This window comes from Halogeometricum sp. S3BR5-2 (assembly GCF_031624635.1).
Classification (GTDB): domain Archaea; phylum Halobacteriota; class Halobacteria; order Halobacteriales; family Haloferacaceae; genus Halogeometricum; species Halogeometricum luteum.
The window spans coordinates 194,858-221,735 of sequence record NZ_JAMQOQ010000001.1 but is presented as its reverse complement, the minus strand read 5'-3'; the positions used below and the strand labels follow the sequence as shown (position 1 = coordinate 221,735).

The 26,878-nt window shown below is 69.0% G+C and carries 26 protein-coding genes; 11 read left to right on the top strand and 15 right to left on the bottom strand.

Annotated elements, in window-relative coordinates; all coding sequences use genetic code 11:
- Nucleotides 1–40: 40 nt before the first annotated feature.
- On the bottom strand, nt 41–3,178 hold the full coding sequence (ileS, locus tag NDI79_RS01060) for an isoleucine--tRNA ligase (RefSeq protein ID WP_310926597.1): 3,138 nt from the start codon (nt 3,176–3,178) through the stop codon (nt 41–43).
- Between the two features lie 137 nt (nt 3,179–3,315).
- Between ileS and NDI79_RS01055 the strand changes: the two genes are divergently transcribed.
- Nucleotides 3,316–3,579: a glutathione S-transferase N-terminal domain-containing protein gene (locus NDI79_RS01055; RefSeq protein ID WP_310926596.1), complete on the top strand. Its 264-nt coding sequence runs from the start codon at nt 3,316–3,318 to the stop codon at nt 3,577–3,579.
- 9 nt (nt 3,580–3,588) lie between these two features.
- Here the strand turns inward: NDI79_RS01055 and NDI79_RS01050 are convergent, their stop codons facing one another.
- The 5 genes from NDI79_RS01050 to NDI79_RS01030 all read right to left on the bottom strand — a co-directional run bounded on the left by NDI79_RS01050 (nt 3,589) and on the right by NDI79_RS01030 (nt 7,350).
- Nucleotides 3,589–4,170 (bottom strand): DUF8130 domain-containing protein, encoded by a 582-nt coding sequence (locus tag NDI79_RS01050; RefSeq protein ID WP_310926595.1) that lies wholly within the window; start codon nt 4,168–4,170, stop codon nt 3,589–3,591.
- Nucleotides 4,171–4,220: 50 nt separating this feature from the next.
- Nucleotides 4,221–4,679 (bottom strand): DUF7992 family protein, encoded by a 459-nt coding sequence (locus tag NDI79_RS01045; protein ID WP_310926594.1) that lies wholly within the window; start codon nt 4,677–4,679, stop codon nt 4,221–4,223.
- Nucleotides 4,680–4,752: 73 nt separating this feature from the next.
- On the bottom strand, nt 4,753–5,220 hold the full coding sequence (locus NDI79_RS01040; RefSeq protein ID WP_310926593.1) for a bifunctional nuclease family protein: 468 nt from the start codon (nt 5,218–5,220) through the stop codon (nt 4,753–4,755).
- 74 nt (nt 5,221–5,294) lie between these two features.
- Nucleotides 5,295–5,909, bottom strand: coding sequence for an ArsR/SmtB family transcription factor (locus tag NDI79_RS01035; protein ID WP_310926592.1), 615 nt, complete (start codon nt 5,907–5,909; stop codon nt 5,295–5,297).
- Between the two features lie 58 nt (nt 5,910–5,967).
- Entirely contained in the window at nt 5,968–7,350 is a 1,383-nt protein-coding gene (locus NDI79_RS01030) for a glycerate kinase type-2 family protein (RefSeq protein ID WP_310926591.1), read from the bottom strand.
- A gap of 53 nt (nt 7,351–7,403) precedes the next feature.
- Between NDI79_RS01030 and NDI79_RS01025 the strand changes: the two genes are divergently transcribed.
- Nucleotides 7,404–9,083 carry a TraB/GumN family protein gene (locus NDI79_RS01025; RefSeq protein WP_310926590.1) on the top strand — a complete coding sequence of 560 codons (1,680 nt, stop codon included), beginning with the start codon at nt 7,404–7,406 and terminating at the stop codon, nt 9,081–9,083.
- 106 nt (nt 9,084–9,189) lie between these two features.
- Nucleotides 9,190–9,828, top strand: a complete 639-nt coding sequence (locus tag NDI79_RS01020; protein WP_310926589.1) for a zinc metalloprotease — start codon at nt 9,190–9,192, stop codon at nt 9,826–9,828.
- A gap of 81 nt (nt 9,829–9,909) precedes the next feature.
- On the opposite strand, the gene NDI79_RS01015 is transcribed toward NDI79_RS01020, so the two are convergent.
- Nucleotides 9,910–10,158, bottom strand: coding sequence for a DUF8028 family protein (locus tag NDI79_RS01015; protein ID WP_310926588.1), 249 nt, complete (start codon nt 10,156–10,158; stop codon nt 9,910–9,912).
- Between the two features lie 365 nt (nt 10,159–10,523).
- Here NDI79_RS01015 and purM point away from each other — a divergent pair, with 365 nt between their 5' ends.
- Nucleotides 10,524–11,531 carry a phosphoribosylformylglycinamidine cyclo-ligase gene (gene purM / locus NDI79_RS01010; protein ID WP_310926587.1) on the top strand — a complete coding sequence of 336 codons (1,008 nt, stop codon included), beginning with the start codon at nt 10,524–10,526 and terminating at the stop codon, nt 11,529–11,531.
- Nucleotides 11,532–11,575: 44 nt separating this feature from the next.
- Here the strand turns inward: purM and NDI79_RS01005 are convergent, their stop codons facing one another.
- Nucleotides 11,576–12,115, bottom strand: a complete 540-nt coding sequence (locus NDI79_RS01005; protein ID WP_310926586.1) for a CBS domain-containing protein — start codon at nt 12,113–12,115, stop codon at nt 11,576–11,578.
- A gap of 43 nt (nt 12,116–12,158) precedes the next feature.
- A complete protein-coding gene (locus tag NDI79_RS01000) occupies nt 12,159–12,527 on the bottom strand; it encodes a DUF555 domain-containing protein (protein WP_310926585.1) in 369 nt (122 codons plus the stop codon).
- 295 nt (nt 12,528–12,822) lie between these two features.
- Between NDI79_RS01000 and NDI79_RS00995 the strand changes: the two genes are divergently transcribed.
- Together NDI79_RS00995 and psmB are read left to right on the top strand one after the other, a co-directional pair.
- Nucleotides 12,823–13,008 (top strand): hypothetical protein, encoded by a 186-nt coding sequence (locus NDI79_RS00995; RefSeq protein ID WP_310926584.1) that lies wholly within the window; start codon nt 12,823–12,825, stop codon nt 13,006–13,008.
- A 161-nt stretch (nt 13,009–13,169) separates the two neighbouring features.
- Nucleotides 13,170–13,901 (top strand): archaeal proteasome endopeptidase complex subunit beta, encoded by a 732-nt coding sequence (gene psmB, locus NDI79_RS00990; RefSeq protein WP_310926583.1) that lies wholly within the window; start codon nt 13,170–13,172, stop codon nt 13,899–13,901.
- 133 nt (nt 13,902–14,034) lie between these two features.
- Here the strand turns inward: psmB and NDI79_RS00985 are convergent, their stop codons facing one another.
- Nucleotides 14,035–15,564 carry a glutamate-cysteine ligase family protein gene (locus tag NDI79_RS00985; protein ID WP_310926582.1) on the bottom strand — a complete coding sequence of 510 codons (1,530 nt, stop codon included), beginning with the start codon at nt 15,562–15,564 and terminating at the stop codon, nt 14,035–14,037.
- Nucleotides 15,565–15,710: 146 nt separating this feature from the next.
- Between NDI79_RS00985 and ligA the strand changes: the two genes are divergently transcribed.
- On the top strand, nt 15,711–17,534 hold the full coding sequence (gene ligA, locus NDI79_RS00980) for an ATP-dependent DNA ligase LigA (RefSeq protein ID WP_310926581.1): 1,824 nt from the start codon (nt 15,711–15,713) through the stop codon (nt 17,532–17,534).
- Nucleotides 17,535–17,548: 14 nt separating this feature from the next.
- Here ligA and NDI79_RS00975 read toward each other — a convergent pair whose 3' ends face one another.
- From NDI79_RS00975 to NDI79_RS00960, 4 genes are read right to left on the bottom strand one after another with little or no spacing between them, the layout of a single operon-like run.
- Nucleotides 17,549–18,394, bottom strand: a complete 846-nt coding sequence (locus tag NDI79_RS00975) for a sugar phosphate isomerase/epimerase family protein (protein WP_310926580.1) — start codon at nt 18,392–18,394, stop codon at nt 17,549–17,551.
- A 15-nt stretch (nt 18,395–18,409) separates the two neighbouring features.
- The gene (locus NDI79_RS00970) at nt 18,410–19,342 is read right to left on the bottom strand and encodes a UbiA family prenyltransferase (RefSeq protein ID WP_310926579.1); all 933 of its coding nucleotides are present in this window, start codon (nt 19,340–19,342) and stop codon (nt 18,410–18,412) included.
- 5 nt (nt 19,343–19,347) lie between these two features.
- Nucleotides 19,348–20,178, bottom strand: a complete 831-nt coding sequence (locus NDI79_RS00965; RefSeq protein ID WP_425499576.1) for a sugar phosphate isomerase/epimerase family protein — start codon at nt 20,176–20,178, stop codon at nt 19,348–19,350.
- A gap of 6 nt (nt 20,179–20,184) precedes the next feature.
- Nucleotides 20,185–21,060, bottom strand: a complete 876-nt coding sequence (locus tag NDI79_RS00960) for a TatD family hydrolase (protein ID WP_310926577.1) — start codon at nt 21,058–21,060, stop codon at nt 20,185–20,187.
- Between the two features lie 190 nt (nt 21,061–21,250).
- On the opposite strand from NDI79_RS00960, the gene NDI79_RS00955 reads away from it, so the two are divergent.
- The 4 genes from NDI79_RS00955 to NDI79_RS00940 all read left to right on the top strand — a co-directional run bounded on the left by NDI79_RS00955 (nt 21,251) and on the right by NDI79_RS00940 (nt 25,750).
- Nucleotides 21,251–22,573, top strand: coding sequence for an inositol-3-phosphate synthase (locus NDI79_RS00955; RefSeq protein WP_310926576.1), 1,323 nt, complete (start codon nt 21,251–21,253; stop codon nt 22,571–22,573).
- Complete coding sequence (locus tag NDI79_RS00950; protein ID WP_310926575.1) at nt 22,570–23,997, top strand: alkaline phosphatase family protein; 1,428 nt, start codon at nt 22,570–22,572, stop codon at nt 23,995–23,997. Before NDI79_RS00955 ends, NDI79_RS00950 begins: the two co-directional genes overlap by 4 nt.
- A gap of 136 nt (nt 23,998–24,133) precedes the next feature.
- Nucleotides 24,134–24,850, top strand: a complete 717-nt coding sequence (locus NDI79_RS00945; protein WP_310926574.1) for an MBL fold metallo-hydrolase — start codon at nt 24,134–24,136, stop codon at nt 24,848–24,850.
- 84 nt (nt 24,851–24,934) lie between these two features.
- On the top strand, nt 24,935–25,750 hold the full coding sequence (locus NDI79_RS00940) for an alpha/beta fold hydrolase (RefSeq protein ID WP_310926573.1): 816 nt from the start codon (nt 24,935–24,937) through the stop codon (nt 25,748–25,750).
- 30 nt (nt 25,751–25,780) lie between these two features.
- On the opposite strand, the gene NDI79_RS00935 is transcribed toward NDI79_RS00940, so the two are convergent.
- On the bottom strand, nt 25,781–26,875 hold the full coding sequence (locus tag NDI79_RS00935) for a DNA topoisomerase IV subunit A (protein ID WP_310926572.1): 1,095 nt from the start codon (nt 26,873–26,875) through the stop codon (nt 25,781–25,783).
- Between the last annotated feature and the right edge of the window lie 3 nt (nt 26,876–26,878).

Genomic DNA, 26,878 nt, shown 5'->3' with positions numbered 1-26,878 from the left:
GCCCGGGAAGAAACACGGGGCGGCGGCGGGGTCGCGCCCGCTACTCGGTCCGGGCGACGCCGATGACGACGGTGACGCCCTCGACGTCCCACTCCTCGGTCAGGTCGGCGTCGTCGCCGTCCGAATCGAGCGTGGTCGCTCGGACCTCCTCGGCGACGAGGCTGTCGTGCCGCGCGACGAGGTCGGCCACCCGGTCGTCCCCCACGTCCAACGAGACGGCTATCTCCTCTTCGACGTCGAGGTCCAGGCGCTTGCGCATCTCCTGGATTCGGCGGATGACGTCGCGGGCGTACCCCTCCGCCTCTATCTCCTCTGTGAGCGAGGTGTCGACGTAGACGACGCCGCCGTCCGCGCCCTCGATGTCGACGTCGAACTCCGCGCCGTGGACGTTCTCCGGCGGTTCGGCGCGGTACTCGACCATCTCGTCGTCGAGTTCGACCGTCTCGCCGTCGACCTCGATTCCGGCTTCTATCTCCTCGCGGGAGGCCCCCCTCACCGCCTCCATCACCTTCTGGGCGTCGCCGCCGAAGGTGGGTCCGATGACGCCCATCTGCGGGTCGGCGTACTCGACGAGTTCGTCGAACGCCTCCACGACGTCGACCTCGCGGGCGTTCACCCGGTCGGCCAGCAGGTCCGAGAGCGCCTCGACGGCCTCGGCGACGCCGTCGTCCTCGCTGGCGACGACGACGCGCGGGACGGGCCACCGGAGTTTGCGCTCGCCCTGCTGACGGGCGTTCGCGGCCGCCTCCTCGACGCTCCGGAGGACGGCAATGTTGCGCTCCAGTTCCTCGTCGCGCCACTCGTCGTCGACCGTCGGGTAGTCGAGGGCGTGGACGGTCGTCTCGCCGCCGTCGATGCGCTGGTACATCCGCTCTGCGACGTACGGCGTGAACGGCGCGAGCAGTCGCACCGTCTCGTTCATCACCGTCGCCAGCGTCGCGTACGCGCCGCGCTTGGAGTCGGAATCCTCCTCCTCCCACATCCGCTCGCGGATGGCCTTCACGTAGAAGCGCGAGACGTCGCCCGTGACGAACTCTAATATCGAATTGAGGGCGTCGTGGACCTCGTAGTCGTCCCACGCGTCGGCCACCTCGGCCTTCACGGTCTGCAGGCGAGAGAGCACCCACTCGTCGACGACGGTGAGTTCGCCCTCGGCGAGGTCCGGCGTCGCCGGGTCGTAGCCGTCCAGTTCCATGTACGGCAGAGGGAACCGGAAGACGTTCCAGAGGATGTTGAGCGACGACTGCGTGTCGGCGAGGCCGTCCCACTCGAAGGAGAGGTCGACGCCCTGCTGGTCGTGGCTCAGGAGGTACGCGCGCAGGGGGTCCCGGCCGGCGCGTTCGATGGCCTCCTCGGGCGTGACGATGTTGCCCAAGGACTTGGACATCTTCCGGCCGTTCTCGTCGTTGGCGAACCCGTGCATCAGCACCGACTCGTAGGGGCTCTCGCCGAACGCGGCGGTGCTCATCCCGAGTTGCGACCAGAACCATCCGCGGGTCTGGTCGTGCGCCTCGACGATGAGGTCGGCGGGCCACAGTTCCTCGAACTGCTCCTGATTACCGGGGTAGTCCAGCGTCCCCCACGTCGCCACCGAGGAGTCTATCCAGACGTCGAACACGTCCGGCACGCGTTCGTACGTCGTGCCGTCCTCGGTGATTGTCAGGGGGTCGACGGAGGGACGGTGTAAGTCGAGTTCGCCGGGGTCGACGTCTTGGTCGGCCCGCTCTGCGAGTTCCTCGCGCGTGCCGACGACGACGAAGTCCTCGCCGTCCGGCGACTCCCAGATGGGCAGGGGGATGCCCCAGTAGCGCTGTCGGGAGACGTTCCAGTCGGGCGCGTCCGCGACGAAGTCGCGGAAGCGGTTGTCCCGCGCCCACTGCGGGTGCCACTCGGACTCCTCGATGTTGTCGAGCAGTTCCTCTTTGATGTCGGTGACCGTGATGAACCACTGGTCGGTGGCGAGGAAGATGATGTCCGTGTCGCATCGCCAGCAGTGGCCGTAGCGATGGTGGTGTTCGCCCGAGTGCAGGAGGCTCCCGTTCGCCTCCAAGTCCTCGATTATCTCGGGGTTCGCGTCGCGGACGAACGTGCCCGCGTAGTCGCCGGCCTGTTCGGTGAACTCGCCGCGGCCGTCGACGGGGACGTATATCTCCAACCCGAGTTCCTGCCCGCGGGCGAAGTCCTCCTGCCCGTGGCCGGGCGCGGAGTGGACCAACCCGGTCCGGTCGGCCTCGACGTAGTCGGCGGTGTACACCTCGCGGGCGCCCTCGAAGTCGGCGTACTCGGTCAGATGTTCTGCGAGGGGGTTGTCGTACTCCCAGCCCACCATCTCCTCGCCGCTGACCTCCTCTACGACCTCGTAGTCGTCGTAGCGACCCTTCTTCAGGGCGTCCTCGACGCAGGGTTCCGCGAGGTAGAGCACCTCGCTCTCTCCGTCTCTTTCGGCGCGGACCGCCTGATACGTCATCTCGCCGTCGACGGCGACGAACGTGTTTGCTGGCAGGGTCCACGGCGTCGTCGTCCAGATGACGAGGTTCCCTTCTCTCCCTTTCAGCGGGAACTTCACGTAGATGGACGGGGACTCTATCTCGTCGTACTCCACCTCGTTGGCGGCGATGGCGGTCTGACAGCGGGGACAGTAGTTGACCGAGCGCTTGCCGCGTTCGACCAAGTCCCGTTCGGCGACTCGCTGGAACGCCCACCACGCGGCCTCCATGTACTCCGGCGAGATGGTCTGGTAGGGGTTCTCCCAGTCCATCCAGACGCCGATGGATTTGAAGTCCTCGTCCATCGCCTCGCGGTTGCGCTCTGCGAACGACTTGCACTCCTCGATGAACGACTCCATGCCGTACTCCTCGATGTCGCGCTTGGTCTCGAAGCCGAGTTCCTCCTCGACTTTGACCTCGATGGGGAGGCCGTGCATGTCGTAGCCCGGCCGGTCCGTGACGCTGTGGCCGGTCATGCGCTTGTGGCGGATGATGGCGTCCTTCAGCGTCTTGTTCCACGCCGTCCCGAGGTGCATCTGACCGGAGGTGTACGGCGGCCCGTCGACGAAGAAGAAGGACGGGTCGTCCGCGTGCGCCTCCTTCGCCGCCTCGTAGGCGTTCTCCTCGTCCCAGTAGTCGCCGACGGCGGACTCCACGTCCCCCGGCGTATACTGGTCGCTTAGGTCGTCCATACAGGAGGTCAATCCGGGAACGTATATCAAGTCCGTGGAACCGTGCGAACGGTTCCGGACCGCCCGCCGTCGCCCCGCCGGTCGGAATCGGGGCGTCGGCGAGTAGCTTCGAGTGTCCGGAAAACGAACCCCGAACCGTGCTCGAACTGTACCAAGCCGAGAGCTGTCCGTACAGCGAGGAAGTCCGGAACAAACTCACCGAACTCGGCGCCTCCTACGTCGTCCACAATCCGCGGCTCCCCGGCGACGAAGGCGGCGACGTGCTCAACGAACAGACGCACGACGAGTTGACCGCGATAGGCGGCGAGGACACGATTCCGTTCCTCCTCGACAGAGAGCGCGAGGAGGCGGTGTACGACGCCGAGGACATCGTCGACCACCTCGAAGAACACTACGGCTGAGCGGTCGACTCAGAACCGCGGTTCCGCGGTCAACTCCCGAATCACCTCGTCGCCCGTCTCCTCGTACACCGTCACCGTCGCCCGCGACGGCGACGCCCCCGCCTCGTACCGCGCGAGCATCGTGCAGAGCAGTTCGTCGGACTCGCCGGCGCCGTCCGTCGGGTCGTCGTCGTAGGGGTTCGTCTCCAGCGGTAACGAGACGGCGTCCCACCCGGTCCACGCCTCCCCGAACACCGGGACGAGCGAGTACGCCTCGCCTCTCGGCATCTTCGCCTCCGCGAGCAGCGAAAAGCCCGTGGCGTAGTCGTCGTTGCGGACGTCGTTGTCCAACTGCTCCCTGCGCCGCGGGAACGCCTCGGTGAACACCCGGTACACGTCGTCGGGCGCCTCGGTGAACAGTTCGGCGTGGAACGTCCGGTCCGAATCGGCCGAGAGGCCGCCGCGAATCCACGGTTCGTCCGCGGGGTGCATCACCGCAGTCGCGTGACTCGCCGTCACCCGACCGCTCACCTGCCGTCGGACGTCGCCGAGACAACCCGAGAGGCCGGCGAGCGAGAGGACCGATGCGGAGAGGAGGGCGCGTCGTCGCATGCGGCGACCTATCTGTCCTGCGACAAATACTTTCTCACTCGCGGGTCGGTTCAGAAATCGGGGAGGTCGTCGGGCGCCTCGTACTCGGACTCCCAGTCGATGTAGTCGTCTTTCAGCACGTCGCACACCGTCTGGCCCAGTTCGGTCAGACCGGCGTTGATGCTCGACACTTGCTTCCAGGAGTCGAGGTCGGGGTGGACCTCCCGTTCCTTCCAGTCCTGCGGGAGGCCGGGGGCGTGGTAGCCGACGCGCCCGGCGAAGTCGTCCCAGAAGAAATCGAAGTCCGACCCGAGGCCGAGGTCGGTCACGATGGCCCACTCGTCGGCGGTCACCTGCGTCTCGGCGGCCCACTGGTCGAACGCCTCCTCCCACGCGCCCTCGGCCAGGAACGCGCCGAGTTCCTCGCGGCGGTAGTCGCTGTCGCCGACCACGTCGGCGTCGTCGTACTCGTTGGGGTCGACGTTCGGACTGAGTTCCGGTGGCGACGGGGGGTCTACGTCGAGTGTCATGACTCGGGGTTGGTCGGCCGGCGGTAAAAGCGTGGAAGTCTCCCCGGCGCCTCACCTCGTCTCGTCCCGCGCCTCAGAAGTCCAAGTCGTCGTGCTCGTCGGACTGTTCACCCAGGTCGAACCGCTCGGGCGGTTGGCCGGCCTCGTCCAACACTTCGTCGGAGACGACGATGGGGCAGTCGACGCGGACGGCCAGCGAGACGGCGTCGCTCGGGCGGGCGTCGAAGACGAACTTCTTCGGTTCGCCGTTCTCGTAGCGTTCGGCGTCTATCTTGGCGAAGAACGTCCCGTCCGAGAGGTCGTCGATGCGGATGGAGTCGATGGCGCCGCCGAACTCCGTTATCATGTCCACGAGCAGGTCGTGGGTCAGGGGTCGCTCGAACGGTTCGCCCGAGAGGGCGAGTTGGATCGCCTGCGCTTGGTCGGAGGTGATGACGATGGGGAGATACTCCTCGCGGGCTTGAAGGACCACCGCCGGGACGTTCCCGCCCTCGGCGTCGACGCCGACGCCGATTCCCTTCACCTCGGCCCGGTGATTCATGCGAGGTGGTTCGAGCGCGAGGTATGAATACCTACGGGGAGGGGGACCGACCCTCGTCGGCGGCGACCGACCGCTCAGTCGCGGCGGAGATACCAGGCGACCGACCAGACGAGGAGGACGCTCAGTCCGCCGAGGAAGAACAGCAGTCCGGGCGGGAGTCCGGCGGCCGTCGCCGCCTCGTCCGCGACGCGCGTCGCCTCCATCGTCGCCGCGTCGCCGCCCGCGCCCCCCGACTGGGCGACGAACGGGAGCGTCGCTCCCGTGGCCACCCACTGGACGAGGAGGCTGGCGATTCCGACGACGCCGACGGCCGCGAGGAGGCGTCGGAGGGCGGCGCGCAGACCGGTCGTCCCCTCGCGGTCGGCGGCGACGACGACCAGCGGTCTGTCCGAGGGGGCGTACACCTTCATCTCGCGGCCCTTCTCGGAGTAGACGGTGTCGACGACTTCGACGGCGCCGGCGTCTTCGAGGCGGCCGAGGTGGTACTGGACGTTCTGCAGGGAGGTGTCGACGGCGTCGGCGAGGGCGGCCGGGTTCGCGGGTTCCTCGTGGAGCGTCGCGAGGAGGCGGCGGGCCGTCGCCGAGGAGAGCGCCGACAGCAGACCGTCGGCGTCGTCGTCGTCGAGGCCGATGACGCGCGGCGAGGCGTCGACCTCGGTCTTCGACGTGGAGGGCAGGAGGCGTGCCATGGCGGCCGTAGGGCGTCACGGGATACAAACTTTCCCGTGCCCCGGACGTTCCCGGCGTTCACTCCTCGCTCGCGTCTGCTCCCCGGACCTCCTCTGTCTCGCGTTCCCGCCCGTCCACGACGGCGATTCGCAGGTCGTTCACGTTGGTACCGGTCGGTCCCGTCCGGACGAGGGCGTCCCGGTCGCGGAGGAACGGCAGGGCGTCGTTGTCCGCGAGTGCGGCGGCCGCCTCGCGTCCGGCCTCGACGCCCGCGGCCGTCTCCGCGTCGACTATCGCCCCCGCCACGTCCGTCCCGCCGTCCTCGCCGTCGCTGTCGACGGCGGCCACGACGGCGTCGGTTTCGAGTTCCCGCGCCGCGGAGACGCAGAACTCCAAGTTCGGTCCTCCCTCGCCGTCGCCGCGGACGGTGACGGTGCACTCACCGCCGGTGAGGAACACGGCGGGCGCCTCGACCGGGTCGCCGGTGGCGGCCGCCTCCTCGGCGACGGCGACGTGCGTCTTCGCCGCCTCGCGCGCCTCGCCGCGCACGCGAGAGGAGAGGAGTACCGGTTCGTACCCCCGCTCTCGAGCCGTCTCCCGCGCCGCCGACAGCGCCGAGTGGCCGTCGGCGAGGACGTGGTTGCGCACCCGGTCGAACGCCGGGTCGCCGGGTTTCGGCGTCTCGTCCACCTCGCCGCGCGCGCCGCGTTCGAGCCTGTCGCGGACGCTCGCGGGCGCGTCGAGGTCGTAGCGCTCCAGCACCGAGAGCGCGTCGTCGTACGTCGTCTCGTCGGGGGCCGTCGGCCCGGAGGCGATGACGCCGAGGTCGTTGCCCACCACGTCGCTGAGGACGAGGCCGGCCACCGTCGCCGGCGCGGCGAGGCGGGCCAGACCGCCGCCCTTCAGTGTCGAGAGGTGCTTGCGGACCGCGTTCAGTTCGCCGATGTGCGCGCCGGAGCGGAGGAGGGCGTCGGTCGTCGACTGGAGGTCTTCGAGGGCGATTCCCTCGGCGGGCGTCGGGATGACGGCGCTAGCGCCGCCGGTGACGACGGCGAGGACGAGCGTTCGCTCGTCGGCGTCCGCGAGGAGGTCCACGATTCGCCCGGCGCTCTCGACGCCCGCATCGGAGGGAACCGGGTGGGCGCCCGGAAGCCGGTCGATTCGCTCGCCCGCGCCGGGGTCGGGCGTGACGACGACGCCGGCGTCGATGCGGTCGCCGAGGACGGCTTCGAGGGCGTCCGCGACGCCGTCGCCCGCCTTCCCGCCGCCGACGACGAGGAGGCGGTCGAAGTCCTCGAGGTCGTACGTCGTCCCCGAGATAGAGAGGTCGTCGCCGTCGAGCGAGACGGAGTCGCGGACGACGCGGTCCGGGAGGACCGCCCTGACGGCGTCTCTGAGGCACGCGACCGCCGTCTCGTGTGCTGTCGTCGGCGTCTCGACGTCGAACGTGAGGTCGGACATACCCGCGAGATGCTCCGACAAGGGTAAAAACCGTGGCCCGAAATCGGGGGGTAATGAGTCAGGAAGCGGCCGGCGAGGGTCGCGTCCGCGTCGTCGGGACGGCGCACGTCTCCGAGGACAGCGTCCGCGAGGTAGAGGAAGTCGTCGCGGAGGAGCGCCCGGACGTGGTCGCCGTCGAACTCGACGAGGGCCGATACCGCCAGATGAAGGGCGGGACGCCCGACGACATCGAACCCGGCGACCTCCTCCGGGGCAACACCGTCTTCCAGTTCATCGCCTACTGGATGCTCTCCTACGTGCAGGCGCAACTCGGCGAGAAGTTCGACGTGGAACCGGGCGCGGACATGCTCGCGGCCGTCGAGACGGCCGAGTCGCTGGGCATCGACGTCGCCCTCGTCGACCGCGACATCAACGAGACGATGCGGCGGTTCTGGTCGCGCATGTCGTTTCTCGAGAAACTGCGGATGGTCGGCGGCCTCGCCTTCGGCCTCGGGGACAGTCGCGGCGTCGCCGTCCTCCTCGGCCTGTTCTTCGGCCTCCTCGTCGGCCCCGTTGTCGGCCTGTTCGGCGGGTCTATCGGCGTCGGCCTCGACGTCTTGGCCCGCGTCACCGGCGGCCTGTTCGTCTTCGTCGCCGTCGCCGCCGCCCTCTGGGTCCTCGCCGGGTCCGTCCTCCCGACGGGCGAACGCGCCGCCGTCTCCGTCGGCGTCGGCGTCGCGGCCGGCCTCGTGGGCGGCGTCGCCTTCGGCCTCGCGGACCCGCTGGTCGCCCGATTGGGGCCGTTCACCGTCCGCGTCCTCGGGAGTCTCACTATCGGCGTCGGCGGCGGGTTGCTCCTGGGAGGCCTCGCCCTCACGCTGGCGACGGCGTTCGCGAAGAACCCCGACGACGAGGTCGAGGAGATAGAGGAGTTCGACATGAGCGAGATGACCGACACCGACGCCGTCAGCGCGATGATGGAGGAGTTCCGCGAGTTCTCGCCGGGCGGCGCGCAGGCGCTCATCGACGAGCGAGACGCCTACATCGCCCACCAGTTGGTCGGACTCCGGCGCACGGGCCGGGACGTCGTCGCCGTCGTCGGCGCGGGCCACCGCGCCGGCATCGAACGCTACCTCGCCAACCCCGAGGAACTGCCGCCGATGGAGTCGCTGGTCGGGACGGCCGACGACGGCCTCGGCGGCGTCCCGTGGGCGAAGGTGGTCGGGACGGCCATCTCCGTCGCCGTCGTCGCGTTCTTCGGCCTCCTGGCGCTCTCGACGGCCGGCAACGACACCCTGCTCCGCCTGTTCGGCGCGTGGTTCCTCATCAACGGCGTCTTCGCGGCCGGACTCGCGAAGGCCGCGGGCGCGCGGTGGCCCTCCGCCCTCGTCGGCGGCGCCGTCGCGTGGATGACCTCCATCAACCCGTTCCTCGCGCCGGGGTGGTTCACGGGCTACATGGAACTGCAGTACCGGCCCGTCAACGTCGGCGACATCGGCCGACTCAACGAACTCCTCGCGGACGAGGAGACGCCCATCGGCGACCTGATTTCGCAGATGTTCGAGGTGCCCCTGTTCCGACTCATCGTCGTCGTCGCGGCGACGAACATCGGGAGTATCGTCGCCTCGGCGCTGTTCATCGGCTACGTCCTTCCCCTGTTCGCCGTGGACCTCGGCGGCCCGGCCGGCATCATCGACCTGATGTTCGAGGGCGCGCGCAACGGGTGGGACGTCCTCGTCGGCCTCCTGACGTGAAGGTACACCGGCGTCGCGCCTCCGTCACGCCGGCGCCACACCGACGCCGCGGCCGCATCCGCAAGGCCCATCCCCGCGCCGTCCGAACGGTCGCCGACGCGAACACATGAGTACGAACACCTCGCTCAGTTTCAGTTCCAGCGAACTCCGCGACTTGGTCGTCGCGTGGGTCGCACTCGGCCTCGCCTTCGCCATCTTCTTCGCCGGCGGCGGCACCCGCGCCGTCGCCAGCGTCACCGAGGGCGGCCTCCTCGGCCCCCTCGTCGTCAGCCTCCTGACCGCGGGCGTCGGCTTCCTCCTGCACGAACTCGCGCACAAGGTCGTCGCCGTCCGCTTCGGCCAGCGGGCGGAGTTCCGCGCCGACTACGGGATGCTGTTTCTCGCCGTGATGAGTTCGCTCGCCGGCTTCATCTTCGCCGCCCCCGGCGCCGTCTACCACCGGGGCCGCATCACGGAGCGCGAACACGGCCTCATCGCCCTCGCCGGCCCCGTGACGAACCTCCTCTTGGCCGCGATATTCCTGCCGCTGCTCTTCCTCGGCGCGTTCGGCGGGTCGGAGTTCGTCGGCCTCGTGGGCTCCCGCGGCGTCACCATCAACGTGTTCCTCGCCGCGTTCAACATGCTCCCGTTCGGGTCGCTCGACGGCAAGACGGTGTTCTCGTGGAGCAAAATCGTCTTCCTCGTCGTGTTCGTCCCGTCGGTACTGTTGACGCTCGGTCTGTTCGTCTTCGGCGGACTGTTCTGACCGGGAGCGACGACGGTTCGGAGCGGGGACCTGCCGTCCGGACGGGGGCGTCGCTTTCGCTCTCGGCGCGGGCGCCGAACGTCAGTCGCGGCCGTAACCGTGGCCGGCGACCAGCGCGAACGCGTTGCAGGCGAGCAGGCCCGCGAAGCGGAGCGTCTCGGCCTGTTCGAGGCCGCCGTGGAGGAGGGGAAGGTACGTCAGCGGAAGCAGGACGGCCGCCCAGAACGTCACCGTCTGCGCCGAGCGGACAGTGAGGCGGGCGGCGTTGCTTGCGAGGCCGATACTACGTCGGACCGACGTTCGTTCGAGGGTGGAGGGGACGCTTGACATCGTTGGTTACCGTCACTCTGTCCTACGTGTTCTCCTCCCATATAATCAGTCGAGCCTTACCGTCATTTTCGGACCGTTTACACGCGATGACGACATTTTACTGATGTTTCACGAACGCTTCAGAATCGGTTAGATTCTTCACAAACTCTTCTGCGGTCGTTTCGCCGAATCGTGCGAAGGCGTCTCGGTGTCGAGCGTCGAAGTCGGGTTTCGGAGCGCCTACCCGAGCCATCGGCGCCGACTACCAAAGACCCCCCACAGTTCGAGGGAGTCGGAGGCGACGCCGCGGCGGTTCGGCCGGGTCGCGGGGCGTCGCGCGCGCCCGGACGGGCACCTTTTTGCCCTCCCACCGCGCGCGTTCGGGCATGACCGGCACCGGCGCGGGCGGGGACCCCGCGGACGACGCGGCCGAAGACGACGAACTGACCTACGCGGACGCGGGCGTCGACATCGACGCCAGCGAGGCGGCGACGGCGGCGCTGGTGGGCGCCGTCGGGGAGAGCGAGGGCGACTACGCGGGCCTCCTCGATATCGGCGACCGCTACCTCGCCTTGGCCACCGACGGCGTCGGGACGAAACTCATCGTCGCCGAGGCCCTCGACGACTACTCGACGGTCGGCATCGACTGCATCGCCATGAACGCCAACGACCTCGTGGCGGCGGGCGTCCGCCCCGTCGCGTTCGTCGACTACCTCGCCGTCGACAGTCCCGACGAGCGATTCGCGGAGCAAGTCGGCCGAGGCCTCTCGACGGGCGCGGAGGCCGCCGGGGTCGAACTCGTCGGCGGCGAGACGGCCGTCATGCCCGAGGTGGTCAAGGGGCTGGACCTCGCGGGCACGTGCGCGGGACTGGCGCGGAAGGACGCGCTGTTCCCCGGCGAAGCCGAGGCGGGCGACGCCCTCGTCGGCTTCCGTTCGTCGGGCATCCACTCGAACGGCCTCACCCTCGCGCGGAAGGCGACGACGCGGAACCACGAGTACGGCGACGACTGCCCGTTCGAGGGCTACGACACCGTCGGCGAGGCGCTGCTCGAACCGACCCGCATCTACACCGACCTGCTCGACCCGATGCGCGAGCACGGCGTCAACGCGGCGGCGCACGTCACCGGCGGCGGGTGGACGAACCTCGAACGCATGGGCGAGTTCCGCTACGTCGTCGAAGACGCGTTCGAACCCCACCCCGTGTTCGAGTTCGTTCGGGAGGAGGGCAACGTCTCCGAAGAGGAGATGCACCGCACGTTCAACATGGGGACCGGGTTCGTCGCCGCCCTCGCCCCCGAGGACGCGGAGTCGCTCGCCGCGGAGACGGAAGGCCGAGTGATCGGACGCGTCGAGGAGGGCTCGGGCGTCTCGATTCGCGGTCTCGACCTCTGAGCGGTTTCGCGGCCGATCCGGAGGAGGTGAAGAACTCGTAGAACTCAGAGCCGCGCGGCCACGTCGGCCTCGGTGACGATGCCGACGGTCTGCCCGCCCTCGACGACGAGAACGGCCGAGTGGTGATTCAGAGAGGAGTCTATCTCCTCCAGCGTCGCTCCCGGTTCGACCGTCGTGACCGCCTCGCGCATCACCTCGGCGACGGGGAGTTCGCCCACGTCGTCGTCGCCGACGCGGCGGATATCGCCGTTCGAGATGATGCCGACCGGACGGCCGTCGCGGATGACCGGCAGTTGGGAGAACCCCTCGTCGAGCATCCGGTCGCGCGCCGTCCGGACGGAGTCGTCGGGCGAGACGCTCACGACCGTCGTGTTCATCAGGTCGTCGGCGCGGACGACGCTCCCCTCGGCCTCGTCGAGGGCGTTGACGATGCGCCGGAGGGTCGACAGGCGCGGGTCGACGTCGCCCCCCTCGATACGGGCGATGAGGGGCTGAGAGACGCCCGCCATCTCGGCGAGCGTGCTCTGCGTGAGGTCGAGTTCCTTCCGCCGTTCGCGCAGGTCGTGCGGGGTCGGCAGTTCCATACCTCGAGATAACCCGAGGTTATATGAAAAGCTTTCCGGAGAACTACGCCTCGGCCTCCTCCTCGTCGCTCTCCGTCTCGACCACGTCGATGACCGAGAGGGGAACGTCGCGGAGAGCGCCGCCGACTTCGCTCTTCGCGATGCGGGAGGCGTGCTTCTCGCCGTCGGCGTTGAACACGTCGATTTCGAGCAGCAGGCCCACCAGCGCCGTGTCGGCGGCGATGAACGCCGAGTCGAACGGCTCCCCGCAGGCGGGACAGCCCGTCACGCCGACTTCCACCTCGACGTACTCCTTGTCCTTGTCGTTCAGCCGCTTACCCGCCTCGCTGACGGCGACGCCGATGGCGTCGTCGATGTCCTCGACGTCGCGGACCAGCCACGCGGCCTCCATGGCGACGAGATAGTTGCTCATACCCGTCAGTCGCGCTACGGGGTTTCGTGTCTTGCGGTTCCGTCGCCCCGCCGCGGACGCCGACACACATTGTCACGCATTACTGAATTTCAGCCGCGGATGCAACTCGAATCCATCTCGTAACTTATGCCGACGAGCGGGAGCGGTGACGGGACTCCTACGCCGTGAGCGGCCCGAACGACAGTTTCGATGACTCGAACGCAAGTCGACTTTAATCGACAGACAGCGCCGGGATGGGCCGGATACCGCTGGCACAACGTATATATACACCCGGCGCACCCCCTCAACCGACGCGATGTTCCACGCGATGCACCGGACCGCCACGTTCGCCCTCTACCAACTGACGATCGCCCTCGGCATCCTGCTGATGCCCGTCGCACTCCTCGCGCGCCGCGTCGGCGTGCGCCTGCCCGTCGACCGGATGGTCGAGGCGGCGGGCACCGCGTACGAACGCACCGACGCCGGACGCCGAAGCGACTGAACCGCCGCCGACCGCCTCGTCCTCGGGACGCCTCGCCTCGGAGCCGCCGCGCCGCGCGCACCGAACCGTCGTCAGCGGCCCGCTTGCGGCCGTAAGGCCGAAAACTGGCAACAGGGGAGGGAAGGGTGGCATTTATCAGCGCCGGACTTCAAAAGGGGGTAATGCGTACTCCCACGAACGACGATGCCGCCGGCCGCCTCGACCCCTTAAACGGCGACCACTCGGGCGTGTTCGCCCCCGAACTCGGCGAGTTCCCGAACGCCGAGGAACGCGCGGGCGAGTCGGCGCCGCAGGAGACGAAGACGGGGACGACGACGGTCGGTCTGAAGACCGAAGACGGCGTCGTCCTCGCGACGGACATGCGGGCCAGTCTCGGCTACATGGTCTCCTCGAAGGACGTCCAGAAGGTCGAAGAGATTCACCCGACGGGCGCGCTCACCATCGCGGGCTCCGTCTCCGCCGCCCAGTCGCTCATCCGCTCCATCCGCGCGGAGGTCCGACTGTACGAGTCCCGTCGCGGCGAGAACATGAGCATGACCGCGCTGTCGACGCTCCTCGGTAACTTCCTCCGCTCGGGCGCGTTCTACGTCGTCCAGCCCATCCTCGGCGGCGTCGACGAGGACGGCCCCCACATCTACAGCATCGACCCCGCCGGCTCCATCCTCGAAGAGGAGTACACGGTCACCGGGTCCGGCAGCCAGTACGCCCTCGGCGTCCTCGAACAGGAGTACGACGACGGCCTCTCCATCGACGAGGCGAAGACCATCGCCGCCCGCGCCGTCAAGAGCGCCGTCGAACGCGACCTGGCCTCCGGCAACGGTATCAACATCTGCGTCGTCACCGAGGACGGCGTGGAGATAACCCAGCACAAGGAGTTCGAGGGCCTGCTCTAACTCGAGAACCGCAAGTTCGACTCTTCTCCTCTCGGTCGATTCGATTCCCGAGCGACGGCTTCGTCGGCGCGGCCGATGAGGCGAGCGCACAGACGCGGGACCGACCCGCTCGGCCCCCGTCGCGTCGGGCCGACTACACCCAGTCGGCGAACGAGCCTTCCAACAGCGTCTCGGTCTGCCGCCCGATGTAGTCCCGTTGCATCTCGTAGACGGCCGTCTCGAAGTCGGCGCCGTCGGCGAGTCGCTCGCGGACCCGGTCGACCTTCCACCCGGCGGGCGTCTGGCCCGCCTCGGCGCGGACGCGCAGGGGGGCGACGTATCGGTCGGCCTCGGCCTCCGAACAGCCCGCGGACTTCAGTCCGTCGACGGCGTGCGCGAGGATGTCGTCGTACACCTCGACGGGATTCGTCGTCTCGTGGCCGTCGTTGGCGACCCAGCGCTGCCCGCTGTCGAACCCGTCGCGCATCGCGGCGTAGAAGTTCTCCTTGGCCGTCGCCCAGTCCTGATTGATGACGGGGTGCTCTCGCTTCGGGAGGCTCTCCATCAGGCCGGCGAACGCCGCCTGAAACGCCACGGAGTCGCGGACCGTAGGCTGGGCGGCGATGGGCCGGAACTCGATGCGGGCGTTCGCCGAGGAGCGCGTCGCCCCGTCGAACACCGGGCGGACCCACCGCCAGAAGGTGCCGTGCTTGCGGCGGAGCGTGGCGAAGGAGTCGTCGAAGCGGTCGCCGCGCGGGACGGGCATCGGTACGATAGTCGCGTCGGCGGCCACCCGGTCGACGGCCGTCTCCACGTCGGGCAGGTCGTCGGGGAAGCGAACCTTCTCCGCGTCCTCGCCGTTGAGGACGGACTCGAAGACGGCGATGCGGTTCTCCATGTGGGCGTCGGCGATAATCTCCTCCGGGGCGGCGTCGTCGTAGAGGTCCGGCGGGAAGAACGGCGAGTTGACGCCGAGTGCGAGGAGCGGCCCGGCGACGCGGAGCGCGTAGTTGAAGTAGATGGGGAGGTCCGCGGCGTGAGCGACCTGGTAGTGCGGTTGGATGGAGGTGATGAGCGACTCGGGCATCACCGTGTCGGCGTCGAGTTCGACGTGCGGGGCGTCGACGGACATCTGGTCGACCGGGTGTTCGCCGTTCGCCATCGCGTGGTAGCGGACGGCGTCGGTCATGTTCGTGGCGACGCGGATGCCGCCGTCGTCGATGCTGTCGGTGAGGTAGCCCTCGGCCGTCTCTCCCCGCGGCGGGATGGTCCAGATGCCGTCGCTGACGAGGCGCATCCCCTCCGAGGAGGTGCACTGGAGCGCGGCGGTGAGGCGGGCGAGCACCTCCGACTCCTGCGCGCGGAGGCCGTGGGGGTTCAGCGGCTGCGGGCTCGTCGTCATCTCGGCGTTGTGGAGCCCGAGTTCCTTCTCGAAGCCGATGAGTTCGAGCAGTCGGCGGGGGACCCGCATGAGACCGTTGCTCTCGGTCTCCTCGGAGGCCCACCGGCCGTCCGCGACGGCGTAGAACTCGTACTCCAGTCCGACGATGGACTGGTGGTTGTCGAACGTGCCGGCCGCCAACTCGGATTTGACCACCTCCGCGTCTGCCTCCGCCTGCGCCTGGTACTCCTCGGCGTCGACGGCGAGCACGTCGCGGACTCTGTCCGCAAGCTCGTCGCTCATACCGCGTCCTGTGCTCCCGGCCGGCTTGAATCCCGCGGCTGCGCGGCGACACCGTCACGCGTTCACGCGCTGGCGGGACGGGAGCGCCGGAGCGCGCGACGGGCGATTCGAGGCGCTTTTTCTTCCCCGGCGACCACGGACAGACGATGCAGTTCGCCGAGTTCGCCGCGCGCGCGTCGGAGATGGAGGCCGAACCGGCCGACCTCGCCACCGTCGCCCTGGTTCGGGACCTGTTCCGCGAGAGCGGCAAGGAGTTGGACACCGTCGCCCGGTTCGTCCAGGGGCGCGTCTTCCCGGCGTGGGACTCGACGACGCTCGACATCGGACCGCGCCTCCTCCGGGAAGCGCTCGCCCGCGCCGCCGAGCGGAACGTGACGGCCGACGACGTGGAGGAGCGACTCGCCGAGGAGGGCGAGATAGGCGCCGTCGCCGCCGGGTACGACTTCGGTGGTCAGCGCGGGTTGGCGGCGTTCTCGGGCGGCGACGGCGGCGGCAGTTTGACCGTTCGCGAGGTGGACGAGACGCTCCGCGAACTCGCCGCCGCGACCGGAGCCGGCAGCGAGGACCGCAAGCTCAACACCCTGTTCGGCCTGTTCAACCGCGCGAGTCCGGAGGAGGCGAGGTTCCTCGCCCGCCTCGTTCTCGGGGAGATGCGCATCGGGGTCGGCGAGGGTACCGTCCGCGACGCGATAGCCGAAGCGTTCCTCGTGGACGGGACTGAGAGGCCGGCGGAAGCGGACGACGAGAACGTCGAGGAGAGGAGAGACGGCGCCGAAGAGGGCGAGGAACCCGCCGTCCGCGCCGCCGACGAACACCTCGCGGCCGTCGAACGCGCCCTACAGGTGTCGAACGACTACGGCATGGTCGCCGTCATGGCCCGCGAAGTCGGCATCGAGGGCCTCAGAGCGGTCCGCCTCGACGTCGGGCGCCCCGTGCAGGCGATGCTGGCGCAGGCGGGCACCGTCACCGACGCCCTCGACGAGTGGGGGGAGGTCGCGGTCGAACGGAAGTTCGACGGCGCCCGCGTGCAGGTCCACGCCGGCGGCGGGGCGGGCGGGGGGACGGACGACGCCTCGGTGTCGGTGTTCTCGCGCAACATGGACGACGTGACCGACGCGCTCCCCGAAATCGCGGAGTTCGTCGCGGAGCGAGTCGACGTCCCCCTCATCCTCGACGGCGAAGTCGTCGCCGTCGACGACGACGGGTCGCCGCTCCCCTTTCAGGAGGTACTGCGGCGCTTCCGCCGCAAACACGACGTCGACCGGATGCGCGAGGAGGTCCGACTCGAACTCCACGCGTTCGACTGCCTGCACGCCGACGGCGAGGACCTGCTCGACGCGCCGGTCACCGAACGGCACGCCCGCCTCGCCGAGACGCTGCCCGCGGACGCCGTCTCGGACCTCCTCATCTCCGACGACGAGGAGGAGATAGCCGCCTTCGAGACGGATTCCCTTGATGCCGGCCACGAGGGAATCATGCTGAAGAACCCCGACTCCACCTACTCGCCGGGCGACCGGGGGAAGAACTGGCTGAAGCGCAAGCCCGACGTGGAGACGGTCGACCTCGCGGTGACCGGCGCGGAGTGGGGCGAGGGCCGCCGCGCGAACCACCTCGGGACGTTCCTGCTGTCGGCTCGGACGGACGAGGGCGGGAAAGGGGACGGGAAGGGTGGAGAAGGGGACGGAACCGGGTACGCGACCATCGGGAAAGTCGCCACCGGAATCACCGACGAGAAACTGGCCGAACTCTCCGAACTGCTCGAACCGGAGATAGCGAGCGAGGACGGCCAGACGGTCGAACTCAACCCCGCCGTGGTCTTCGAGGTGGGCTACGAGGAGATACAGCGCTCGCCGACGTACTCGTCGGGGTACGCGCTCCGCTTCCCGCGGTTCGTCGCGGTCCGGGAGGACAAAGACGCCGAGGACGCGGACTCCTTGGAGCGTATCGAGCGGTTGGCCGAGTCGCAGTAGCCGGCAGTTACGTATTACGCGTAGCGTTCGAGCGCCTCGAACGCCCGCCTCGCGGCCTCGTCGGGGCGGTCCGGGTAGGTGTACAGTTCCAGCGTGACGAAGCCGTCGTAGCCGATATCCTCCAGGGCCGCGAACGCCTCGGCGAAGTCCAAGTCGCCGTCGCCGGGGACGAGGTGGTAGTGCTTCCCGCGGACGCCGCCGGCGATGTCTTCGAGGTGGACGCCGGTGATGTGCCCCGCCGCCTTCTCTATCGTCTCGCGCAGTTCCTCGCCGTAGACGGCCGAGTGGCCGAGGTCGAGGTTGATGCCGAAGCCGTCCCGACCCACGTCGTCGACGAGTTCGAGCGCCTCGTCGGTGCACTCGACGAGGAGTTCGGGTTCGAACTCGACGCCCACGTCGACGCCGCGCGGTTCGGCGTAGTCGAGAATCTCGTCCAGTGAGGCGAGCAGGTGGTCGTACGCCTCCTCCGGTAGCGTCCCCGGCAGGGGAGACCCGGATGCGAGACAGACCGCCGGCGCGCCCGTCGACTCGGCGAGGTCGACGGCTCGCTTCGTGTAGTCGACGCGCCAGGCGCGCAGGTCCGGGTCGGGGTTGATGACGCTCGGTTCGAAGAAGGCCGTCTCCGGCGCGTCGGGGTAGTACCCCATTGCCGTATTGGCGTTGACGTTCGAGACGGCGATTCCCGTCTCGTCGAGGGCGTCGGCGAGTGCGGCCTCGTCGTCCGCGTCGAACTCGGGGAAGTACGCGTGCGGCGCGTCGCCGAGCAGTTCGACTCCCGCGTAGCCGTGGTCGGCGATGCGACGCACGGCCTCCGGGAGCGTGTAGTTCGTGTACGCGTTCGTGGAGAATGCCAGTTTCATAGTGTGTACGTAAGTTCAGCTCATGTCGAAGCGTTCGGAGAGCACGTGCGTCGGCACCGCGAACGCCGCGGCGGCGACGGCGAACCACGGCCCGGCGACGACGGCGACGGCGCCGTCGAGGAGCACGATGCCGAGCACGCAGGTGCCGACGGCCGGTCCGACCTTCGAGGGGACGGGGTCGGCCATCGCCGGACCGAGCGCGTGCCAGTCCCACGCGAGGAAACACGCCGCGAGCACGGTGGCGGCGAGTCCGAGTGTCGGCGTTCCGAGGACGGTGACGACGACGGGGACGGTCATCGCCGCGAGCGTCGCGCCCCCGGCGGCGACGGCGACTTCGGACCCCTCGCCGCCGCCCGTCTCCGACTCGGCCATCCGGGTGAACGCCGCCACGTAGACGGCGACTCCTATCGGAAACAGCAGACCGACGGCGTCGAACGCCGCGGCGCCCGCGAGGGAGAGACCGAGGAGGACGTTCAGTCCGCGAGCCGCGCCCATGGCGAGAAAGCCCGCCGGGCCCCCCTTCAGCAGGCCGTCGTACAGGGCGACGGTGAGGGCGAGTGCGGCCGCGACCAGTCCGGGGAGCACGCCTCCGGTGGCCGCGGCGACGCCGACGCCGACGACGAGGAGCGCACCGCCGAAGGCGAGCGCGCTTCCGCGGCCGATTCGCCCGGACGGAATCGGTCGTTCGGGTCGCTCCCGTTCGTCTTCTGCGACGTCGGCCGCGTCGTTCAGCGTCGTCCCCGCGGCGTAGACGCACGCGGAGGCGACGCAGAGACCGGCGACCGTCGGAAGCGAGGCCGGTGCCCCGAGGGCGACGGCGAGGGCGGCGCCGGCCAGCACGTCGGGCGGCGCGGTGAACAGGTTCGGCAGTCGGACGAGTTCGGCGTAGTCGGTCGCCACCCGTCGAATCCGCTCGAACCCGAACGCGTCGCCGACGCCCGCGGCCATCGGCCTCAGGCCCACCCGCGTTCGCGGAGGTAGTCCATGGCGCCCTGCGCCGTCTCGGCGGCCGTCTCCTGATACGGGTAGAGTTCGACCGTGACGTAGCCGTCGTAGCCGGAGTCCTCGACGGCCTGCAGGAAGCCGTCGATATCCATCGCGCCGTCGCCGAGTTGGGTGTGCTCGTGCGAGCGGTCCTCGGGGATGTCCTCGAGGTGGTAGTGGCGCGTGTAGGGGGCGAGCGTCTCGACCAGTTCCGCGGGGTCCTCGCCCATGCAGAACAGGTGACCGGCGTCGAAGTTGCAGGTGATGCGCTCGGAGTCGACGCGGTCCATCAGGTCGAGGTACTCGTCCGACGTCTCGATGAGCAGGTCGGGTTCGGGTTCGACCATCACGTCGACGCCCTTCGCCTCGGCCCGTTCCGCGAGTTCGTCGAGACCCTCGACGAACGTGTCCATCGCCCACTCGCGGGATTTCTCCTCGGGGACGGGCCCGCCGGGTTCGATGGAGATGCGGTCGCAGCCGAATTCCGCGGCGGCGTCGATGGCGTCGAGCGTGTAGTCGACGCGGCGACGGCGGTAGTCCTCGTCGGGTTCGACGAACGAGGGGTGGTGGAAGTCCTCGATGGCGGTCAGCATGAACGCGTTGCAGTTGCTGATGGCGATGTCGTTCGCGTCGAGCGCCGTTCTCACCTCGTCGTACTCCTCGCCCGTCGCCGTCGGCGGGTAGAGGAACGGTTCGTCGAACAGCAGTTCGATGCCGTCGTAGCCGGCGTCGGCGACGGCTTCGATGGCGCCGACGGTCGAGTACTCCCGGAAGGCGTTCATCGAGAAGCCGAAGTCCAGGGACATCTACTCGGCCTCGGTTCCGGGTTCGGTCTCGGCCGCCCCGGCGGCGGACTCGGTCGTCGACGACTCGGCGGCTATCTCCCGCGCGTAGTCGAAGCTATCGGACTGCGCGAAGAACTCCAGGGGGTTCTCGAACAGGAGCTTTCGGACCTCGCTTCGGTCCCAGCCGGCGTCTATCATCGCGTCGCGGGCCTTCGGCACGGCGAGGGGGTCCGAGTCGTCCCAGTCGGCCGAGGAGTTGATGATGCGCCGGTCGGTGCCGTACTCCTCCAGCAGGGGCATCACCTCCTCGATGGATATCTTGCCGGGATAGAGCGTGAACCCGAGCCAACAGTCGGTGGCGGCCGTCGTCTCCATCGTCGCGGGTTCGTTGTGGTCGATGATGATGCGCTCCTGCGTGACGCCCATCTCCTCGATGATGTCGACGGTGCGGACCGCGCCCTTCGGTTTCTCCTCGTGCGGGAGGTGGATGATGACGGGGGCCTCGTGCTCCTCGGCGACTCGGAGTTGCTCGCGGAACGCCCACTCCTCCTCGTCGGTCTGGAGGTTGAACCCGATTTCGCCGACGCCGACTACCCGGTCGCGGTCGAGGTACTCGGGTAGTCGGTCGATGACCGCCTCGGACATCTCGCGGTCGACGGCCTCCTTCGGGTTGATGGAGACGGTGATGTAGTGGTCCATCCCGGCGATGCGGTCGGCGCGTTCGGTCTCGAAGTCGTGGATGTGCTCGAAGTAGTCGAAGAACGACTCGGGGTAGAGCTTGTCCGACCCCGACCAGAACGAGGGTTCGACGACGCACTCGATGCCCGACCGCCGCATCTCGCGGTAGTCGTCGGTCGTGCGCGACGTCATGTGCGCGTGGGAGTCGATGAGACGCATAGACGACACTGAGGACCACCCCCGCTTTGTTACCGTTGCCCTACAGGTTTCGCGACGAGAGAAACGCCGCGATGCGCCCGAGTAGCGGCCGATTAACGGGTCGTTGAATCGGCGGGGGGAAGGGCGATTTACCCCTCGGTCCCGCAAAGCGGATGCATAACTAACCCCGTTCCGTCCCGTGAGAGGGTATATGACGCGAACGCGAACGGGCGTCTGGTTCGTCGGCGCCCGCGGCAACGTCGCCGCCACGGCCATCACCGGGGCGCGCGGAATCGCCCGCGGGACGATCGACGACACCGGCATGGTCACGGCCCGCGAACCCTGTACCCGACTGAATTTACCGCCGGTCGACGGGTTCGTCTTCGCCGGCCACGACATCGCCGAACGCCCCCTCCTCCACACCGCGACCGACCTCGCCGACTCGGGCATCGTCGACCGGGCGACGCTCGAAGCCGTCGCCGACGACCTGCGCGGGATAGACGAGCGAGTCGAGACGGGCACCGCGCGGAACTGCGGCAGCGCCGTCTCCCTCGCCGACGGGGACACCCTCGACGGTGTCGACGGCGACCGCGGCGTGAGCGAAGTGGTCGAACAGATCCGCGCGGACTACGCGGCCTTCCTCGAAGAACACGACGTGGACCGACTGGTCGTCGTCAACCTCGCCTCCTCGGAACCGCCGGTGCGGGACCCCGAGCGGTACGACACGCTCGACGCCTTCGAGTCGGCCCTCGAAGCCGACGACGCGGACCTCCCGGCGAGTTCGCTGTACGCCTACGCGGCCCTCGTCGACGGCCACCCGTACGTCAACTTCACGCCCTCGACGGGGAGCGAACTCGGCGGCCTGCGCGAGTTGGCCGACCGGGAGAACGTCCCGCACGTCGGCCGCGACGCCAAGACCGGCGAGACCCTCCTGAAGACGGCGCTCGGTCCGATGTTCGCCGGGCGTAACCTCCGAGTCATGTCGTGGGACGGGTTCAACATCCTCGGCAACGGCGACGGCAAGGTGCTCGACGACGACGAGAACAAGGCCGGCAAGCTACAGAGCAAGGGCGGCGTGCTCTCGGAGGTCCTCGGCGACGACGCACACAACCGCGTCCGCATCGACTACACCCCCTCGCTCGGCGACTGGAAGACGGCGTGGGACCACGTCCACTTCGAGGGGTTCATGAACACGAAGATGACCCTCCAGTTCACCTGGCAGGGCGCGGACTCCGCCCTCGCCGCCCCCCTCGTGTTGGACCTCGTCCGCCTCGTCGCCTACGCCGACGAACGCGGGGAAGGAGGCACGCAGACGCACCTCGCCTCGTTCTTCAAAGAGCCGATGGACGTGGACGAACACGACCTCTCGCGGCAGTTCGCCATGCTGGAATCGTACGTCGAAGCGCACCGAGACGCCGAGGCGGAACCGGCCGGAGCGGTCCGGACGGACGGTTCCGGCGGTGACGAGGGAGCCGTCGGTGTCGACGCCGAGGCGAACGCGGACACGGACGCGAACGCGGAGGCTGAGCGATGACCCGCGAACCGGACGCGTCGGCGGCGACCCGCGTGGTCGTCCTCGACGTGGTGGGCCTCCAACCCGACCACGTCGACGCCGAGACGACGCCGAACCTCGCCGGTCTGTTCGAGGACGGCGCGACGACGGGCGCGGTGCCGCCGTTCCCGGCGGTGACCATCCCCTCGCAGACGACGCTCTCGACGGGGCTCTCCCCGTCGACGCACGGCGACGTCTCGAACGCGGAGTACGACCGCGAGACCGACACCGTCGAACTGTGGGGTCGAAACAGCGGCGACCGCGACCGCGTCTGGGAGGCCGCGCACGAGGCCGGGGTGACGACGGGCGCGCTGTTCTTCCAACATCTCTACGGCACCTCGGCCGACGTGGCGGTGACGCCGAAACCCATCGAGGACGAGAACAACGACCTCATCGAGATGAACTGCTGGACGAATCCCGACGACTTCTACGAGGAACTCCGCGAGGAGTACGGTCACTTCCCCCTGCACAACTACTGGGGGCCGGCCGCGAACGCTCAGAGCAGCGAGTGGATCCTCTCGGCGGCCCGCGAGGCGACGGAGCGCTACGACCCGGAGATGCTGTGGACGTACCTTCCCCACCTCGACTACACGGGGCAGAGCCACGGACCGAACTCCGAGGCGTTCGCCGAGGCGCTCTCCGAAATCGACGAACTCGTCGGCGACTACCTCCGGTTCCTCGAAGGCACCGACCGCTGGGACGAGACGGCCGTCGTCGTCGTCAGCGAGTACGGTTTCCACGAGGTATCGACGCCCGTCTTCCCGAACCGCGCGCTCCGCGAGGCGGGACTGATGAAGACGAAGAACGCCGAGGGCGACGAAGAGGGGAAGATTCCGGACCTCCAGGCCTCTGAAGCGTTCGCCGTCGCCGACCACCAGGTCGCGCACGTCTACTGCGACGCCGAGGCCGTCGAGACGGCCCGCGAGGCGCTCGAATCCCTCGACGGTATCGAGCGCATCCTCGACGGCGACGACCAGGCCGCGTACGGTATCGACAGTCAGAGCGCGGGCGACCTCGTCCTCGTCGCCGACCCGGACGCGTGGTTCGCCTACTACTGGTGGAACGAGGGCGAGGAGGAGGCGACGCCCCCCTACGCCGACAGCGTCGACATCCACGAGAAACCCGGTTACGACCCCTGCGAACTGTTCCTCGGCGAGGGCGGGTTCGTCTCGACGGACCCCTCGAAGGTGAAAGGGTCGCACGGCCGCGTCGACCCCGAGACGACGCCGTTCTTCGGCGTCGGCGGCCCCGCCGCCCCGTCGCTGTCCCTCGACGGCGACATCGACATGCGGCAGGTCGCCCCCACGGTGCTCGACCTCCTCGGCGTCCGCGAGGCCGTCGACATGGAGTTCGAGGGCGCGTCCATCCTCGCGCCGTCGAACGAACTGGGGCCCGCCGACGACTGAGCGGCGGCGGCGCCGGCGCTACCAGCGGTCGGCGGGCGACGGCCGTTCGACCGACGAACCCGACCCGGGCGCGGATTCGGACTCGGGTCACAGCGCACCCCAAACGCGTTTGTCCCTCCGCGCGGTAGCGTGCGGCATGACCGTTCCTTTCCGCGACCTCGAAGTCTCGTGGCTCGGCTACGCCACCGTCAGAATCGAGTCCGAAGCCGGTTCCGTCGCCTACCTCGACCCCGGCCGCTACGGCGTCCTCGACGACTACCACGCCCGCGACGGCGACCTCGTCTGCGTCACGCACGACCACCACTACGACCCCGACGCGATTCGCTCGGTGGCGAAGGAGGACGCCACCGTCCTCGTCTTCGAGGGGGTGAACCCGGCGAACATCGACCGCGACGTGGAGGCCGTCGAGGACCTGCCGTACGAGGTGGTCCGCGTCGGCGAGGAGGAACACCTGAGCGTCGGCGCCGTCGACGTGTGGACCTTGCCGGCGTACAACGAGGAGGACAGCCCCCACGCCCGCGACGACGGCAGCCTCGTCCATCCCCGTGGACTCGGCTGCGCCTACCTCCTCTCCGTGGACGGCGTCAAAGTGTTCTGGCCGGGCGACAGCGACGCGCTGGAGGGGTTCGAGCAGTTGTCGGTGGACCTCTTTCTCGCCAACATCGGCGGCAGCGTCGTGATGGACCGCCACGAGGCGGCGGACCTCGCGGAGGCGTTGGCGCCCGAACTCGTCCTCCCCGTCCACTACAACACCATCGACCTGCTGAAGACCGACCCCGAAGCGTTCGTCGTGGACGTCGCCTCCCGGCACATCCCGGTCGTCCTCGAAGACCCGACCGACCACGCGGTCTGAGCCGAGGAGTAGGGGGCTGACCGACCGCCGGTCGGTCGCCCCGCGGCAACCGTTTTGCACCGCCGGACCGTCCACCGACCCGAGATGAGACTCACGACTCCGACCGTCGACCGCGGTCGGTTCGACGGGCGAATTCCCTACTACCGCGTCGGCGACGGCCCCGAGACGCTGGTGGTCCTCCCCGGACTGAGCGACGCGTTCCTCGGTTCGCGGGCGACGGCGGCACACCTCGCGCGGACGGCGTCCCGCGGACTCACCGACGACTTCACCGTCTGGACGGTCGGCCGTCCCCGGGGTCTGGACCCGGAGACGACGACGCGCGACCTCGCCGGGTCGGTGGCGACGGCGCTGGACGAACTCGACGGCGGGCACGTCCTCGGACGGTCGATGGGCGGCCTCGTCGCTCAGCACCTCGCGGCGGACTATCCGAAACACGTCGACAGACTCGTGCTCGCGTCCGCCGGCGCGCGCCTCGGCGACGCCGGCCGCGCGGTCCTCGATGACTGGGACGCGCGGGCCGGCGACGGCGAGTGGGGACGGTTGTACGCGTCCGTCGCTCGCGAGACGTACGCGGGGTGGCGACGGCGGGCGTACCCGCCGCTCCTGCGGGCGGCCGGCCCGGCGCTGGCGCCGCCGTCTCCGGACGACGTGCGGACGTCGATTCGGGCCGTCCGCGACCACGACGCGACCGATAGATTAGAGAAGGTGACGGCGCCGACGCTGGTGCTCGGCGGGAGCGAGGACCGACTGTTCCCCGCCGACCTGCTCCGAGAGACGAAGGCGGTGCTCCCGGACGCGACGCTGGCGTTGCTGTCCGGCGCGGGACACGCCGCCGCCGCGGAACATCCGAAGGTGTTCGGTCGGACGGTGAGACGGTTCCTGCGCGGCGAGTCGGTGTGAATCCGTGTCGCGAGAGACGGCGCGACGGCGCTACAGCACGCCCATCTCGCCCAGACGGTCGGGGAGGTACGTGTCGGTCACGAAGTCCAGACCGCGCGCCGCCAGCGACTGCTGTTCGGCCTTCTTGTCGATGTCGAGTTGCAGTTCGATCTGCTCCTCCCAGTAGTCGGTCATGAAGCGCGGGTCCTCCAGTTCCGATTCGAGGGCGTTGACGTCGGAGTCCGACAGCGGGTCCGTCGGCAGGTCGTAGTCGACGATGTCCTGCGGTTGGATGCCGATGAACTTCGCCTCGGGCGTGGCGAGGTACTCCGAGAGGTGCGCGGACTTGATGGACCCGTAGGCGACGGAGCCGTAGATGCGGTAGGACCACGGGTCGCCGTCGGTGAACACCACGACGGGCAGGTCGAGTTCGTCGTGGAGGCGCTTCGTGAGGCGGCGCGTCGCCCGCGCCGGTTGGCCGCCGAGGTGGACGACGAGGGCGTCGTGCTTCTCGTCGAAGCCGTTCTCCACCAGTCGGTCGCGCATGCCGCCGGTCTCCACGCAGAGGACGAACGCGGCGTCGTTGTCGAGGAACTCGATGGTGTCGGGGTTGTTCGGTATCTGGTAGCCGCCCTGCCCCACGTCCTCCTGACAGTGGATGTCCCTGTCGCCGCGGCGGGTCTGTTCGCGGATGTGCAGCGGTCCCATCACCTTCGCGCCCGACTCCTCGGGGCGCATGTGGAAGTCCTCGCGGGTGACGTGCGAGACGATTTCTAAGTCCTCGATGAGTTGGTTCGACTCGCTCTGGTCGTTGAACTGCGCCTCCTCGTTGTCCCACGACTCCGAGAGGTAGTACAGTTCACGGAGGGTCGACGAGCGGTTCTCCTCCAGTTGGTTGACGAGGAACTCGATGGCGTAGGCGGCCTTCAGGAGTTTCCGCGCGCCGCGGACGCTGTTGGCCGACCGCGTCGACTTTCGGTCGCCGTACACCCACACCTTCGACTCCTCGTCGAAGACGATGTTGCTCTTCGTCCGCGTGGGGATGTCCATGTGCGGGATGTCGCCCGACGCGAACTGGTCGTAGAACTCCGCGGCGAGGTCGATGAGTCGTTCCTGCGCGAGTTCGTCGTTCTGTCTCGTGCTCATGTG

Excerpts from the sequence above, each read along its gene's own strand:
- ileS (WP_310926597.1), bottom strand. The coding sequence starts at position 3,178 with ATGGACGACCTAAGCGACCAGTATACGCCGGGGGACGTGGAGTCCGCC.
- NDI79_RS01050 (WP_310926595.1), bottom strand. The coding sequence starts at position 4,170 with ATGCGACGACGCGCCCTCCTCTCCGCATCGGTCCTCTCGCTCGCCGGC.
- NDI79_RS01045 (WP_310926594.1), bottom strand. The coding sequence starts at position 4,679 with ATGACACTCGACGTAGACCCCCCGTCGCCACCGGAACTCAGTCCGAAC.
- NDI79_RS01040 (WP_310926593.1), bottom strand. The coding sequence starts at position 5,220 with ATGAATCACCGGGCCGAGGTGAAGGGAATCGGCGTCGGCGTCGACGCC.
- NDI79_RS01035 (WP_310926592.1), bottom strand. The coding sequence starts at position 5,909 with ATGGCACGCCTCCTGCCCTCCACGTCGAAGACCGAGGTCGACGCCTCG.
- NDI79_RS01030 (WP_310926591.1), bottom strand. The coding sequence starts at position 7,350 with ATGTCCGACCTCACGTTCGACGTCGAGACGCCGACGACAGCACACGAG.
- NDI79_RS01025 (WP_310926590.1), top strand. The coding sequence starts at position 7,404 with ATGAGTCAGGAAGCGGCCGGCGAGGGTCGCGTCCGCGTCGTCGGGACG.
- NDI79_RS01020 (WP_310926589.1), top strand. The coding sequence starts at position 9,190 with ATGAGTACGAACACCTCGCTCAGTTTCAGTTCCAGCGAACTCCGCGAC.
- NDI79_RS01015 (WP_310926588.1), bottom strand. The coding sequence starts at position 10,158 with ATGTCAAGCGTCCCCTCCACCCTCGAACGAACGTCGGTCCGACGTAGT.
- purM (WP_310926587.1), top strand. The coding sequence starts at position 10,524 with ATGACCGGCACCGGCGCGGGCGGGGACCCCGCGGACGACGCGGCCGAA.
- NDI79_RS01005 (WP_310926586.1), bottom strand. The coding sequence starts at position 12,115 with ATGGAACTGCCGACCCCGCACGACCTGCGCGAACGGCGGAAGGAACTC.
- NDI79_RS01000 (WP_310926585.1), bottom strand. The coding sequence starts at position 12,527 with ATGAGCAACTATCTCGTCGCCATGGAGGCCGCGTGGCTGGTCCGCGAC.
- NDI79_RS00995 (WP_310926584.1), top strand. The coding sequence starts at position 12,823 with ATGTTCCACGCGATGCACCGGACCGCCACGTTCGCCCTCTACCAACTG.
- psmB (WP_310926583.1), top strand. The coding sequence starts at position 13,170 with ATGCGTACTCCCACGAACGACGATGCCGCCGGCCGCCTCGACCCCTTA.
- NDI79_RS00985 (WP_310926582.1), bottom strand. The coding sequence starts at position 15,564 with ATGAGCGACGAGCTTGCGGACAGAGTCCGCGACGTGCTCGCCGTCGAC.
- ligA (WP_310926581.1), top strand. The coding sequence starts at position 15,711 with ATGCAGTTCGCCGAGTTCGCCGCGCGCGCGTCGGAGATGGAGGCCGAA.
- NDI79_RS00975 (WP_310926580.1), bottom strand. The coding sequence starts at position 18,394 with ATGAAACTGGCATTCTCCACGAACGCGTACACGAACTACACGCTCCCG.
- NDI79_RS00970 (WP_310926579.1), bottom strand. The coding sequence starts at position 19,342 with ATGGCCGCGGGCGTCGGCGACGCGTTCGGGTTCGAGCGGATTCGACGG.
- NDI79_RS00960 (WP_310926577.1), bottom strand. The coding sequence starts at position 21,060 with ATGCGTCTCATCGACTCCCACGCGCACATGACGTCGCGCACGACCGAC.
- NDI79_RS00955 (WP_310926576.1), top strand. The coding sequence starts at position 21,251 with ATGACGCGAACGCGAACGGGCGTCTGGTTCGTCGGCGCCCGCGGCAAC.
- NDI79_RS00950 (WP_310926575.1), top strand. The coding sequence starts at position 22,570 with ATGACCCGCGAACCGGACGCGTCGGCGGCGACCCGCGTGGTCGTCCTC.
- NDI79_RS00945 (WP_310926574.1), top strand. The coding sequence starts at position 24,134 with ATGACCGTTCCTTTCCGCGACCTCGAAGTCTCGTGGCTCGGCTACGCC.
- NDI79_RS00940 (WP_310926573.1), top strand. The coding sequence starts at position 24,935 with ATGAGACTCACGACTCCGACCGTCGACCGCGGTCGGTTCGACGGGCGA.
- NDI79_RS00935 (WP_310926572.1), bottom strand. The coding sequence starts at position 26,875 with ATGAGCACGAGACAGAACGACGAACTCGCGCAGGAACGACTCATCGAC.